General features: G+C 33.3%; 16 protein-coding genes and 2 pseudogenes. All 18 read right to left on the reverse strand.

Features of this window, described 5'->3' with window-relative positions:
• Window positions 1–347 precede the first annotated feature (347 nt).
• Window positions 348–1,232, reverse strand: a complete 885-nt coding sequence (locus THESIDRAFT1_RS11475) for a polyprenyl synthetase family protein (RefSeq protein WP_003869843.1) — start codon at window positions 1,230–1,232, stop codon at window positions 348–350.
• Window positions 1,225–1,452, reverse strand: a complete 228-nt coding sequence (xseB, locus tag THESIDRAFT1_RS11480) for an exodeoxyribonuclease VII small subunit (RefSeq protein WP_006570453.1) — start codon at window positions 1,450–1,452, stop codon at window positions 1,225–1,227. The genes THESIDRAFT1_RS11475 and xseB overlap by 8 nt, the downstream gene beginning before the upstream one ends.
• On the reverse strand, window positions 1,445–2,650 hold the full coding sequence (xseA, locus tag THESIDRAFT1_RS11485; RefSeq protein WP_003869841.1) for an exodeoxyribonuclease VII large subunit: 1,206 nt from the start codon (window positions 2,648–2,650) through the stop codon (window positions 1,445–1,447). Before xseA ends, xseB begins: the two co-directional genes overlap by 8 nt.
• Window positions 2,631–3,464, reverse strand: a complete 834-nt coding sequence (locus THESIDRAFT1_RS11490; RefSeq protein ID WP_003869840.1) for a bifunctional 5,10-methylenetetrahydrofolate dehydrogenase/5,10-methenyltetrahydrofolate cyclohydrolase — start codon at window positions 3,462–3,464, stop codon at window positions 2,631–2,633. Before THESIDRAFT1_RS11490 ends, xseA begins: the two co-directional genes overlap by 20 nt.
• The gene (nusB, locus tag THESIDRAFT1_RS11495) at window positions 3,454–3,876 is read right to left on the reverse strand and encodes a transcription antitermination factor NusB (protein WP_003869839.1); all 423 of its coding nucleotides are present in this window, start codon (window positions 3,874–3,876) and stop codon (window positions 3,454–3,456) included. The genes THESIDRAFT1_RS11490 and nusB overlap by 11 nt, the downstream gene beginning before the upstream one ends.
• A 98-nt stretch (window positions 3,877–3,974) precedes the next feature.
• The gene (locus THESIDRAFT1_RS11500) at window positions 3,975–4,379 is read right to left on the reverse strand and encodes an Asp23/Gls24 family envelope stress response protein (protein WP_003869838.1); all 405 of its coding nucleotides are present in this window, start codon (window positions 4,377–4,379) and stop codon (window positions 3,975–3,977) included.
• 98 nt (window positions 4,380–4,477) lie between these two features.
• Window positions 4,478–5,023, reverse strand: a complete 546-nt coding sequence (locus THESIDRAFT1_RS11505; RefSeq protein ID WP_003869837.1) for a SpoIIIAH-like family protein — start codon at window positions 5,021–5,023, stop codon at window positions 4,478–4,480.
• An 18-nt stretch (window positions 5,024–5,041) separates the two neighbouring features.
• Window positions 5,042–5,623 (reverse strand): stage III sporulation protein AG, encoded by a 582-nt coding sequence (gene spoIIIAG, locus THESIDRAFT1_RS11510; RefSeq protein ID WP_003869836.1) that lies wholly within the window; start codon window positions 5,621–5,623, stop codon window positions 5,042–5,044.
• A gap of 19 nt (window positions 5,624–5,642) precedes the next feature.
• On the reverse strand, window positions 5,643–6,209 hold the full coding sequence (gene spoIIIAF, locus THESIDRAFT1_RS11515; RefSeq protein ID WP_006570454.1) for a stage III sporulation protein AF: 567 nt from the start codon (window positions 6,207–6,209) through the stop codon (window positions 5,643–5,645).
• 8 nt (window positions 6,210–6,217) lie between these two features.
• Window positions 6,218–7,375 carry a stage III sporulation protein AE gene (gene spoIIIAE, locus THESIDRAFT1_RS11520; RefSeq protein WP_006570455.1) on the reverse strand — a complete coding sequence of 386 codons (1,158 nt, stop codon included), beginning with the start codon at window positions 7,373–7,375 and terminating at the stop codon, window positions 6,218–6,220.
• Between the two features lie 11 nt (window positions 7,376–7,386).
• Entirely contained in the window at window positions 7,387–7,773 is a 387-nt protein-coding gene (spoIIIAD, locus tag THESIDRAFT1_RS11525) for a stage III sporulation protein AD (protein ID WP_003869833.1), read from the reverse strand.
• A gap of 8 nt (window positions 7,774–7,781) precedes the next feature.
• A complete protein-coding gene (spoIIIAC, locus tag THESIDRAFT1_RS11530; protein WP_003869832.1) occupies window positions 7,782–7,979 on the reverse strand; it encodes a stage III sporulation protein AC in 198 nt (65 codons plus the stop codon).
• 12 nt (window positions 7,980–7,991) lie between these two features.
• Window positions 7,992–8,503: pseudogene (gene spoIIIAB, locus THESIDRAFT1_RS11535) on the reverse strand (stage III sporulation protein SpoIIIAB).
• Window positions 8,500–9,498: pseudogene (gene spoIIIAA / locus THESIDRAFT1_RS11540) on the reverse strand (stage III sporulation protein AA). The pseudogenes spoIIIAB and spoIIIAA overlap by 4 nt, the downstream one beginning before the upstream one ends.
• A gap of 123 nt (window positions 9,499–9,621) precedes the next feature.
• A complete protein-coding gene (locus tag THESIDRAFT1_RS11545; RefSeq protein WP_006570458.1) occupies window positions 9,622–10,056 on the reverse strand; it encodes a CD1247 N-terminal domain-containing protein in 435 nt (144 codons plus the stop codon).
• A gap of 48 nt (window positions 10,057–10,104) precedes the next feature.
• A complete protein-coding gene (gene efp, locus THESIDRAFT1_RS11550) occupies window positions 10,105–10,662 on the reverse strand; it encodes an elongation factor P (protein WP_004396379.1) in 558 nt (185 codons plus the stop codon).
• An 18-nt stretch (window positions 10,663–10,680) separates the two neighbouring features.
• Entirely contained in the window at window positions 10,681–11,745 is a 1,065-nt protein-coding gene (locus THESIDRAFT1_RS11555) for a M24 family metallopeptidase (protein ID WP_006570459.1), read from the reverse strand.
• 4 nt (window positions 11,746–11,749) lie between these two features.
• Window positions 11,750–12,196, reverse strand: a complete 447-nt coding sequence (gene aroQ, locus THESIDRAFT1_RS11560) for a type II 3-dehydroquinate dehydratase (RefSeq protein WP_003869827.1) — start codon at window positions 12,194–12,196, stop codon at window positions 11,750–11,752.
• Between the last annotated feature and the right edge of the window lie 16 nt (window positions 12,197–12,212).

The following is a 12,212-nucleotide window of genomic DNA, read 5'->3' on the forward strand; positions in this document are numbered from 1 at the left end:
TAAAAGCCACGCAAGTAGGTCTCCGCGGAGGAAGGGTCAACGCCCACATGCCATTGTGGATCGCCCCCCCTCCTTAACTCCCAGCACCAGCCCCCAACTGGGCGTTGAAAGCCAGCACCAGGAACTTCATCGATGTGCCCTTGACGGATTTTTAGGCCCGTCTTCGGGATTAGCGCCTCTGACTAGGATACTGCACCACTTTGCCTTTCTTTTCAAGGTATATTAATTATAACATAATAAAAATGACAATATCAAACCTCTACAAAGTCTGTAGAAGGTTGCTACAGTCATTTAACTGTCAAAAAACTCATTTCTTTCAAAAAGCATTGTCAATACTCCCTTAAGCTTTAGTTTACTCTTTCAATCAAATAATTGGAAAGCTCTTTTAAAAACTCTGCTTTTTCTCCAAACCTATCTAAAATCTTTATAGCATTCTGTGTAAGCTCTACAACCATCTCTTGAGATTTTTCTAATCCAAAAATATTAACAAAAGTAAACTTGCCTTTTTCTTTATCACTACCTACTTTTTTACCCAATTTTTCCTCTTCTCCTATTACATCCAATATATCATCTTTTATTTGAAAAGCAAAACCTATTAAGCGTGCATATTCCCTTAAGGCATGAATCTCTTCTTCTGTAGCACCAGCGATGTAAGCTCCTGCGCAAACAGAGGCTTCTATCAAAGCTCCTGTCTTGTGTTCATGCATAAATTTTAATTCTTCATAAGTAAGCTCCGTATTCTGGGATAGTATATCTACAACTTGCCCACCAATAATTCCTTTACATCCTGAGGCTGTCGCAATTTCATTGGTAGCTTTCAATATTCTTTCATAATCTTCAGGATGTTCTAAAGCATGTCTTACTAACACTTCATACCCTAAATTTAAAAGCCCATCGCCAGCTAAAATTGCTATAGCTTCCCCATAAACTTTGTGATTCGTGGGCTTTCCTCTTCTTAAATCATCATTATCCATGGCTGGAAGGTCATCGTGAATCAGAGAATAAGTATGAATAAGTTCAATCGCACAAGCTACAGGAAGAGCTTTTTTTATATCTCCTCCTAAAAGCTCACAAGAAGAAAGGCATAAAACTGGTCTTAACCTTTTCCCTCCCGCAAACACACTATATCTCATTGCTTCATAAATTATCTCTGGTTTTTCATCTATATCAAGTATTCTGTGTAGTTCTTTCTCAACAAGCTGTTGTTTTTCTCTTAACTTTTCTTTAAACATCCTTTTCCTCCTCTTTAAAATCAATTTCTTCATTTTCGTTGATGAAAAGGGTTATCTTTCCTTCAACCTCACTTAACCTTTTTTCTAATCTCTTAGAAATTTCAACACCTTCTTTAAACAAGTTAAAAGACTCTTCCAACCTTAAATTTCCTTTTTCTAGTGTATTTACAATTTTTTCTAATCTCATCATTTCTTCTTCAAAAGTCAATTCCTCATTCATTCTCTTTCACCTCTTGTACAATCGCTTTAGCTTTGCCATCTTTAAATAAAATTTTTATTTCATCATAAGGTTTTATATCTTTCACAGAAGAAATAACTTTTTCTTGCTTATCTAAAACAATTGTATAACCTCTTGTAAGTACTTTTAAAGGACTTAAAGAATTCAACTTTTCTGCTAAAATTAAAAAATCATTTCTTTTATGTTGGTATATAGAAAGCATTTCATTGTATAAAGAGGCTGTTAAATTTTCAACTTTATGCCTTAAAATTTCACTTTTCTTAGTGGGGCTATTAAGATACAAAGCCCTTTTAAGCCCTTCAAATTCTTTTTTCTTGCGATTTAATTCAGCAGTCATCAATGTTAATAATTTCGTTTTTAATAAAAACAATTCCCTTTGGTAAACTTTTATGTCTGGTACTACAATTTCAGCAGCTGCAGAAGGGGTAGGAGCTCTCAAATCCGCCACAAAATCAGAAATAGTAAAGTCTGTCTCATGGCCTACAGCAGAAACAACTGGTATGCGAGATGCATAAATACATCTTGCCACTTTTTCTTCATTGAAAGGCCAAATTTCTTCTAATGAACCTCCACCCCTTGCTAAAATAATTACATCAATGTCTTCCCTTTTGTTCAAAATTCGAAGAGCATTACATATTTCATCGGCGGCTGAGCTTCCTTGCACCAAAACAGGAACCACTAAAATGTCTACTGTTGGATTTCTCCTTCTCGAAATTGTTATTATATCTCGTATTACAGCCCCTGTTGGAGAAGTCACCACAGCAATTTTTTTAGGATGTTTAGGGATAGGTTCCTTTTTATCAGAATCAAAAAGACCTTCTTTTTCCAGTTTCTCTTTAAGCTTATTAAAAGCAAGGTATAAAGCCCCAATACCCTCCGATTGAATAGACTGCACATAAAGCTGATAAGTACCGCTTTTTTCATAAACTGTTATTCTACCTGTAGCAATCACCGACATACCGTCCTGCAAAGTAAAATTTAAAAGTCTACTATATTCATTAAACATCACACACTTTAAAGAAGCTACTTCATCCTTTAAAGTAAAATATATTCCAGTGCTGTGATATTTTAAATTAGAGATTTCTCCTCTTACTCGGACATTTCTCAAAATTATATCATTGTCCATCATTCTCTTGATATAGTCCGTTATCTCACTGACGTTAAGTGCTTTTAATTGCATATTTAAAAGCCTCCAGGGTGTTTTTAAGTATCATAGCTGTCGTCACAGGCCCAACTCCTCCTGGAACTGGTGTTACATAAGAACACAAGTCTTTTACAGATTCAAAATCCGCGTCTCCATATATATTTCCATCGTAAACGTTTATACCTGCATCTATAAGAATTGTCCCTTCTTTAATCATATCTCCCTTTACCAAATTCATTTTTCCGGCTGCCAACACCAAAATGTCTGCTTGTTTAGTATAATAAGCCAAATCTTTTGTCTTTGAATGGCATACCGTAACTGTACAATTTTTATCCAATAAAAGCTTAGCTACAGGTTTTCCTAAAATATTGCTTCTGCCTATTACAACTGCGTGTTTTCCCTCAAATTGAGTATCAATACTTTCTAGAATATGTAAAATTGCTTTGGGAGTACAAGGAACAAAAAGAGGTTTTCCAGCAAAAAGCCTTCCCATATTATAATTAGATATGCAATCAACGTCTTTATAAGGATTTAGCGTATCGTATACCAATTCAGCATTAAAGTTTTTAGGAAGAGGCATTTCTATCATTATGCCGTGGGTATTTTTATCTTCATTTAAAAACTTTAAGGTGTCAAAAAACTTCGACTCTTCACTTTCTGAAAAATAATAGATTTCAGCTTCAATCCCCACATTTTCACAAGCTTTAACTTTAGAGTTTGCATAAACTTTTGAAGACTCATCATTTCCAGCCATCAAAATCGCTAATCTGGGCTTGTAACCAAACTCCCTTATCTCTCTTTTTACCTCTTCTCTTATCTTTTTAGAAATCTCCTTACCATCAATTATCATTTGATTTACCTTCCTCCAATCCTTTATCCCTTACAAACGCTCCCAACAAACCGTTTATAAACACATGAGAATCTTCTGTACTGTATTTTTTAGCTATTTCTACTGCTTCGTTTATAGAAATATTTACAGGAATATTCCCGTATTGCATCTCATAAATGCTGCACCTTAAAATAGCCAAATCTATTTTTGGCATGCGGTTAAGAGCCCAATTTTGAGAGTATCTTTCTATTTCCTTATCAATTTCCTCTAAATGTTCAATAGCCCCTATTACGGTATTTTCTATGTACTCTTTTTGCTCGCCTGGGTCGTTTTCCTTATAAAAATTCTCAAATATTTTGCTTATAGGTAGCCTTGAAACGTCGTATTGATAAAGCATTTTTACAATCCATTCCCTGGCTTCTGTTCTGTTCATTGTCCCAACTCCTTGAATTTTACTTCTTACATATATTGTACCATAACTCTACTTAAACTAACCCTCTGTCTAGCAGAGGGTTAGTTTAAGTAGATATTTTAATTTTCCTCTTCTTTAACTTGCTGTTGTTTTTTATTTTCCTTATCCATATTTACCCCTTGAACGTGAATATTGACTTCAACAACTTTTAATCCTGTCATATTTTCCACAGCATTTTTAACATTTTCTTGTACATTCCAAGCTACTTCAGGAATTCTAACACCATAATCTACAATTAAGTACAAATCTATTGATACTTCTTTTTCTCCCACCTCTACTTTTACACCTTTACCTAGATTCTTTCTTCCTAACATTTCAGAAAGTCCGTTTACGACTCCCCCGCTCATTCCAGCCACTCCAGGTACTTCCGTTGCCGCCAAGCCTGCAATTACACTAACTACTTCTTCAGAGATTTTAATAGTTCCTAACTCTTGATTTTCATTTGCATTTACATTTTCTTCCATAAATTTCACCCCCTTAAAAAGCAAAAATTTTTAGAGAAAATAAATATTTGTCAAATAAATTATATCATAATTGTAGTTACAAAAACAATTAAGTTTTCTTATTCCAGTCTCGTCATAATTTTTATATTATCTAATGAGACTCCTGTCTGCCTTGAGACAATTTCTACAATTTGTGCCACTTCCTCTTCTGACAGTTTATCTGCCTGTACAATTACATTTACTATGCCATTATCTATCATCACAACTGCATCTTGAAACCCCTTAGCTTTTATCAAATTTTCTATTATCATCTCTTGATTTGTTATTTCTGTAAGTTTTATTATTTGCCTTTGAGCTTCGTCTCTTGTCGCTTCACTGGTATTTTTATTTTCTACTATTTCTTTTAAAGCATCAATACTTCTACTCCTATTTATTTCTCTTTCTTCTCTATAAGTAGTAAATATTCCAGTGAAAAGTTTATCTTTTTCTGTACTAGTTTCTTTTGCAGAAGAAGTACTTGTTTGAATAACTTGCGAATTCTGACTGTACTCATTTTTAGCAGCTTCTTCTTTTTTATTGGTATACCCATAGTTTAAAACAAAAGCAATAGCAATTAGCAAGACAAGGGATATAATCGCTATAAGCTTTTTTCTCATATAGACCATAAAAACTCCTCCCCACTCTTATTTTGAAGATATTACCTTTACTTTATAGGCAGGAATCCCTAAAGCAGTTTGAACTGCCGAAGAAAGTTCGTATCTTAATCTTGGATCTTTTGCTCCATCAGCAACTACAATCACTCCCCTTATTTCTGGCATTATTCTTTTTAATACAATAGGAGCATTTTGCCCAGAGGTATCTTGAGAGGTAACTACTCTGTTGTTTGATTCTGTTTGAATGGTTTCTCGTATTCCTCCACTACTATCTTTTTCATTTGTAGTAGTACTGGATTCTACTACATCCATTGCCGCTACTACCTCTTCATCTGAATTTAGTGTTATGAGGACCTCAACATTTCCCACCCCTTCAATTTTTGACAATATATTTTTTAAATCCTTTTCTAATTTTTGAGCATAATCTTCACTACTACTTTCTTTTTGAGCTAATACCAATTCTTTGTTATCGTTGTTATTTGAAGGGCGAGGTTTTGAAAGAGCACTCGCACCTATTAACAAAATTAAACCTATTAAAAAGATAACAGTCAAATTCTCAACCAACTTTTTATTATCTTTTAAAAGCTTATCTTTAAGTTTATCAAAATCCACTCAAGTACCTCCTTTCAATTTATTCCTCATTTATAGATATATTCTTTAATGGTACATTATAGAATGCACTTATTGTTTTTTTAATCTCTTCATAGTTAAATTTTTTATCTTCTGTCGGTTTTGCTATTTTTTCTGAATTTTGAGAAACCCTTCTCGCATTTCTAAAAGATAAGGTTATTTCTTTGATTTTCCCAAATTCTTTGTCATTTAAGTCTTCTACAAAAGAAACCTCTACTTCCACTCCCTCAATTTCATACAGATTTAAAAGCTTTTCCTTAATCTGTTCAATCAGCCTTTTTTTATATTCTGCCACAATTAGATTATCCCTCTGCTTTTCTGCTTCTTTTGAGATTTGCTCAATATTTATGTTTTTTAAAAAGTAATCATTTTTAAATACGTAGGCTTCTATATTTGCTCTTCCTTTTAAAAAATTTATCAAAGGATTTAAGATAGTAATCATGATTACAAACCCTATCGCAACTTTAGCATATTTTTTTAAACTGGAGGAAGGAACTAAAAGTTCTAAAACTATCAAAAGGATTGCAATATAAATTATCTGTGTTATCCAGTCTTTTAAAAACTCCATTGTTTCACCTACCTCAGCATAGTGGTAATATTAGCTGTTCCTACAATAGCTGTTATTGTAAAGAACATCATCACAGTAACAGAAGCCAATACCCCAAAAACATAAGTTAAAGAAGTTGCCACATCTGAAAGGCAATTTACTATCCTTTTATCGGAGATTGGTTCAATCACTGCTGCTGCAAAGCGATAAATGATTATGAGAGAAAAAAGCTTTATTAAAGGTACTGCAGAAATTATCACAATTGCTATAAGCCCATAAGTGCCTACTGCTCCTTTTATCAATAATGATGCCCCTATAACTGCATCGACACTATCAGATAAAAGCCCTCCTACTACTGGCAAAAAAGCACCAACTGTATACTTCGCCGTTCTCGATATGACACCATCTGCCATTGAAGAAGATAAACCTTGTATAGTTACTACTCCTAAAAAAATACTCAATAAAATTGAAATAGAAGCTGTAGACAAAGTCTTAAAAAAATCCCCCATTTTATTCAAGCTAAACTTTTCAGAAATATTTCCTACAATTTTTACAGCTGTCATGAGCAAAATAATAGGCAACACAAAATCCCTCATCAGATGGGCTATAAACTCAACTGTCACAATGACAACAGGGTGAAAAAACGCTGCAGAGGTAAAAGCACCTACTGAAACAAGTAAAGTTATAAGTACAGGCAGCATCGATTGCATAAAATCAATCATACTGTCAATTGCCTCTTTGCCAATTCCTAAAGCTTCTGTAAAGCTTTTAACCGCTATTACTATAAAAACCATATAGACCGCTAAAAAAGCAATCTCACTTATATTTTCATTTTCAAAGGAACTGTGCAAATTCATTAATATGCCGCCAATTACAGCCAAAATTAAAAGTTGTGTTAAAAGTCTTACAGAAGAATATAATTCTTTGAAAAACAATTTTAATAAATTTTCAAAGAGTTCCTTTATATTAAAAGGTTGTTTTCCTGATATCACATCTTGTATATAAGTCTTTATATCAACATAGGGAAGTATATTGCCATTTTTTTGATTAGCTTCTTTTACAAAGCGGTCAATCTGATAAGTGTCAATACCTTTCAATTGGCTTTCTATATCTTGTTGTCCCGTATCCGCTCTGGCAGTTGTTAATAAAATCATAATCATTAAAATTACAAAAAGTACCTTTTTCAATCTTTTACACCTCACGGCATTATTGAAAGAATTGTTTCCATCAATGCAACAATTATAGGTATTGATAAAAAAATTATGATTATCTTTCCTGCTATCTCTATTTTAGAAGCCAAATTTTTCTCATTTGCGTCGAGACATAGCTGAACTCCAAATTCTGTTATATAAGCTATACCAATGATTTTTAAAGTTGTCATAAAATAAATATTGTCAAGTCCACTTTTTCTAGCAAGAGTATTCAATACTTCTACAATTGCGCTGAGTTTTGGAAGAATCATCATAAAGATGATGACTCCGGCTACCAAACTTAAAATTATTGCCATTTCAGGATTTGTTTCTCTTAGAACTGTCAAAATAATCAAAACCACTATTCCTAAAATAACAATTTGAAATATTTCCATTCTATCACCTAATAAAGTTGAAATATTGTTTTTACTGCATTAAACAAATTGTTTATCATATATATCACCATCATCAAAACCACTACTATTCCTGCCAGTGTCACCATCATTGCTTGTTCTTCTCGCCCTGAACGGATTAATACTTGATTTAATACTGTTACCAGAATGCCAATTGCCGCAATTTTAAAAATTATATCTATGTTCATTATAATCCTCCTCTATAAAAACAATATGATTATCGCCAGTCCTGCCAAAACTCCAATATTTTTGTACAGCTTTTCGTTCTTTTTACTCTCTTCTTCTGCGTTACTAAGTTGCCTTTTTAAAAGCTCAATGGCTAAATCAAAATTTTTTCTTGATTGTATACGTCAGAATTGCCAAGTCCATACCCAAAAGACCTCAAAATTTCTACATCTTCTTTTTTAAGATAGCCATTGTCCCATTCATTTAAAGCTATCTCCCAAGCTTCTCCTGCAGTATAACCCTCATTTTGTGATAATATCATTCCTGTCTTAGAAAAAACAAATTTTATACTTTTATCTGAAGAGCGAGAAATTGCCATGAGTATTTCTCCTAAAGGAGCTTTTGAATATGTGATTTCTATTTTAAAAAGATTTAATGAAGATATCATGCTTTTAAGTATCCAACGCCTCATTTTATATTTCAAAGCAAACAAATACCCTAAACTACTGGTAGAAAAAATAACTAAAACTATTCCAAGTAATTTCATTTTTCAGTCCTTCCTCTCCTATAGGGCCCTTTAAACAAAGTATTAAAATTCTCATCTAATATTTTTTCTACTGTACCTGCCCCTAAACGATTGCTTAAAATTACATAACGTTCAAAACATCTTAAAGAAATAACGTCTTTTAAAACAGGTTTTTTCATAAGGTCTTCAATGTCATTTGCATGAACTGTAGTTATAATCTTAACACCAGTATTCAGCACTTCATGAATCGCTTCTATATCCTCTTTTTACCTATCTCATCTGTCACTACTACTTCTGGAGACATAGACCTTATAAGCATTATCATGCCATAAGCCTTAGGACATCCATCTAACACATCAGTCCTAATTCCCACATCCATTTGAGGTATACCATTGTAACAGCCGGCAATTTCTGACCTCTCATCTACTGCGCCTACTTTTTTACCTTTAAATCCCAAAAAATCTATTCCATTACTTATCCATCTTGTAATATCTCTTAAGAGAGTTGTTTTGCCACATTGAGGAGGTGATATTATTAAAATGTTATATACGTTTTTAGAAGGAGTAATTAAATATTTTAATATTTCCTCTGCCACTCCTATTATCTCTTTTGATATTCGATAATTGTATCCAGAAATATTCTTTAAAGTCTTTATATAACCATTTTCTAACACACATTTTCCAACTATACCTACTCTGTAACCACCTTTTAAAGTAATATATCCATTTCTTATTTCTTCTTCAAAAGCATAAAGAGAAGATTTAGATATTAATTGAAGAGCTTTTTTCACAATCTTCAGAAGTAACAATATAGGCCAAAGAAGGTGAAAAAGAAATAGTCCCTTCTTTTGACACAAACTTTTCTTCATTTTTTAAATAAACTGTGAGAGGTCTATTTACTCTAAGACGTATTTCTTCTACTTCTTGCAACAGGTCATCAGGAATTTTTATAATTACCTCTCTTACTGACGGAGGAAGAGCATAAAGTACTTCCTCAAAATTTTTTCTTGTGTTCATATACCTGTCCCTCCCCTTGTAAAATTATATTTATAAGGCTAAATATTTATGAATAAAAAAATGCCCACTAACTTTTAGTTAGTGGGCATTTTTTTTATTAATCTTCATCATCATCTACAATTTTCAAATTTTTACTTTTAGGGTTTCATTGCAATGAGGACATACCAACTCAGCATCTTCATCTTCTAGAAGCTCTTCTTCCACACTCATCAACATATGGCAATTAGGACATTCTACCTCTACATACTCTTCATAATCCTCGTCTTCATCCTCATATTCCTCATCATCGTCATAATCATAGTCATAGTCGTCATCCTCATCCTCATAGTCCTCATCGCCATATATGTGGTTTTCAATTTCAGAAAGGTCTTCATCTATTTCTCCCACATAATCATCTAATTCGGAATGGGAAGCTTCCAGCTCATTTATAGCATCTGCAAAATCCTCTAAAGTATCTAAAATTGCCAAAATTATTTTACCTTCTTTTGTGCTGTCATCTATCCCTAAGCCGTCTGCTAACCCTCTTAAGTAGGAAACCCTTTCATTTAAGTATTCCATATTCCACATACCCTCCTTTACAAAATAGTATTTGACAAATTGCTGCGTTTATACCCTCTCTAAATATTCTCCGGTTCGAGTGTCAATTCTTATTTTGTCTCCAACGTTTATAAACAATGGGACTTGGATGACAGCACCAGTTTCTACAGTTGCCGGCTTAGAACCCCCTGTTGCAGTATCTCCTCTAAATCCAGGCTCCGTTTCTACAACTTCCAGTTCAACAAAAGTAGGGGGCTCAACGGAAAAGGCTTCGCCTTTATAGAACTTTACTGTAACAATCATATTTTCTTTTATGTATTTAATTGCGTCCTCAACTTTATCATAATTTAAAGGAATTTGCTCATAAGTTTCTGTGTCCATAAAATAATAAAGTTCTCCATCATTGTACAAATACTGCATTTCTCTTCTTTCTATAACTGCTTCTTCAAACTTTTCTGTTGGGCTGAAAGTTTTCTCTATTACAGCTCCTGTCATGACATTTTTAAGTTTTGTCCTCACGAAAGCTGCACCTTTTCCTGGTTTAACATGCATAAAATCCACAACTGTAAAAACCTGTCCGTCAACCTCAATAGTTACTCCTTTTCTGAAATCACCCGCTGCTATCAAAAAAATCCCTCCATCGCTTTAGTTTAATTCAATTAAATATTTCGGTGATTTAGTTAAATTTATAACACCATCTTCTTTTAATAATACCATATCTTCGATTCTTACGCCACCAAAATCGGGAATATATATACCTGGTTCTACTGTAACAATTGCCCCTTCTTTTAAAATTTCTTCTTTTTTGAAAGACAAGCTCGGCGCCTCATGAACTTCAAGTCCTACTCCATGTCCTAAAGAGTGACTAAAATACTGTCCATAACCTTTTTCTTCAATAACAGACCTTGCTAACAAATCCGCCTCTTTAGAAGTGATACCTGCTCTTATATTATCTATCGCTTTTTGCTGGGCTTCTAAAACTATGTTATATATCTCTTTTTGCTTTTCACTGGCTTTCCCCATCACTATTGTTCTTGTCATATCAGAACAATAGCCACCTACTTTACATCCAAAATCTATTGTGACAAAATCACCTTTTTCTATCACTTTTTCAGAAGCTTTTCCATGAGGAAGAGAAGACCTTTTACCTGATGCTACAATCGTATCAAAAGATAGGTCTTCTGCCCCTTGTTTCTTCATAAAATACTCTAATTCTAATGCTACTTCTTTTTCTGTCATTCCTACTTTAATGAATTTTAACAGATGCTCAAAAGCCCTATCAGTAATATTTTGTGCTTTTTTTATGTTTTCTATTTCTTCCTCATCTTTTACCATTCTCAAAGTCTCTACCAAATTAGCCTGTGGTATTAGCTCAATCTCTAAGAGCTCTTTTAATTCCCTATACTGTCCATAAGAAATATTTTCTTCAAAGGCTAGTTTCTTTATCTCCAATGTTTTAATGTATTCTTTTAAAACTTCTTTTATGCCAGTTTTGTGCTCGATAACTTCAAAATCTTTAACTTCTTTTTGTGCTTGCTCAGTATATCTTCCATCTGTAATAAAAATAGCTTTATTGTGGGTCACAAGAGCTACGCTGTCATCTCCAGTAAAGCCAGTAATATATGTAACATTGACAAATTTATAAATAACAAACGCTTCTATGTCTTTTTCTTTCATCAATTCTCTCAAATTTTGTAACCTTTTATTCATGATTTTACCCCCCAATTGAATCCTCTAAAAACTTAACTGCATTGAGGGCAAGGACATAACTATAAGGTCCAAACCCCGTTATCACACCTTTACACTTAGATGCAGTAACAGAGGTCTTTCTGTAATCCTCCCTTCCAAAAATATTTGAAATATGAACTTCTATTACTGGAACTGACACAGCTGCAATAGCATCCATAATAGCTAAACTGTAATGAGTGTAAGCTGCCGGATTTATAATTATAGCATCGAAATTGTTTTCTGCAGAATGGATAAGGTTAATTATTTCTCCTTCACTATTAGATTGCTGAATCTTGACAGCTATATCTAATTTTGCAGCCTCTCTTTTTATCAGATTATTTATTTCTTCGTAATTTATATCTCCATATACCTCTTTTTCTCTTTTACCTGTCAGATTTACATTAGGGCCATGAATTATCAAAACTCTTTTCATAATCTCACCTCACTTT

The sequence above is a fragment of the Thermoanaerobacter siderophilus SR4 genome, from assembly GCF_000262445.1.
GTDB lineage: Bacteria > Bacillota > Thermoanaerobacteria > Thermoanaerobacterales > Thermoanaerobacteraceae > Thermoanaerobacter > Thermoanaerobacter ethanolicus.

What these genes read in the sequence shown, in the direction of transcription:
- spoIIIAF (WP_006570454.1), bottom strand. Translation starts at nt 6,209, where the DNA reads ATGGAGTTTTTAAAAGACTGGATAACACAGATAATTTATATTGCAATC.
- xseA (WP_003869841.1), bottom strand. Translation starts at nt 2,650, where the DNA reads ATGCAATTAAAAGCACTTAACGTCAGTGAGATAACGGACTATATCAAG.
- nusB (WP_003869839.1), bottom strand. Translation starts at nt 3,876, where the DNA reads ATGAACAGAACAGAAGCCAGGGAATGGATTGTAAAAATGCTTTATCAA.
- THESIDRAFT1_RS11545 (WP_006570458.1), bottom strand. Translation starts at nt 10,056, where the DNA reads ATGGAATACTTAAATGAAAGGGTTTCCTACTTAAGAGGGTTAGCAGAC.
- THESIDRAFT1_RS11490 (WP_003869840.1), bottom strand. Translation starts at nt 3,464, where the DNA reads ATGATAATTGATGGTAAGGAGATTTCTAAAAAGATAAGAGAAGAGGTA.
- spoIIIAD (WP_003869833.1), bottom strand. Translation starts at nt 7,773, where the DNA reads ATGGAAATATTTCAAATTGTTATTTTAGGAATAGTGGTTTTGATTATT.
- THESIDRAFT1_RS11555 (WP_006570459.1), bottom strand. Translation starts at nt 11,745, where the DNA reads ATGAATAAAAGGTTACAAAATTTGAGAGAATTGATGAAAGAAAAAGAC.
- spoIIIAC (WP_003869832.1), bottom strand. Translation starts at nt 7,979, where the DNA reads ATGAACATAGATATAATTTTTAAAATTGCGGCAATTGGCATTCTGGTA.
- THESIDRAFT1_RS11475 (WP_003869843.1), bottom strand. Translation starts at nt 1,232, where the DNA reads ATGTTTAAAGAAAAGTTAAGAGAAAAACAACAGCTTGTTGAGAAAGAA.
- THESIDRAFT1_RS11500 (WP_003869838.1), bottom strand. Translation starts at nt 4,379, where the DNA reads ATGGAAGAAAATGTAAATGCAAATGAAAATCAAGAGTTAGGAACTATT.
- aroQ (WP_003869827.1), bottom strand. Translation starts at nt 12,196, where the DNA reads ATGAAAAGAGTTTTGATAATTCATGGCCCTAATGTAAATCTGACAGGT.
- xseB (WP_006570453.1), bottom strand. Translation starts at nt 1,452, where the DNA reads ATGAATGAGGAATTGACTTTTGAAGAAGAAATGATGAGATTAGAAAAA.
- THESIDRAFT1_RS11505 (WP_003869837.1), bottom strand. Translation starts at nt 5,023, where the DNA reads ATGGTCTATATGAGAAAAAAGCTTATAGCGATTATATCCCTTGTCTTG.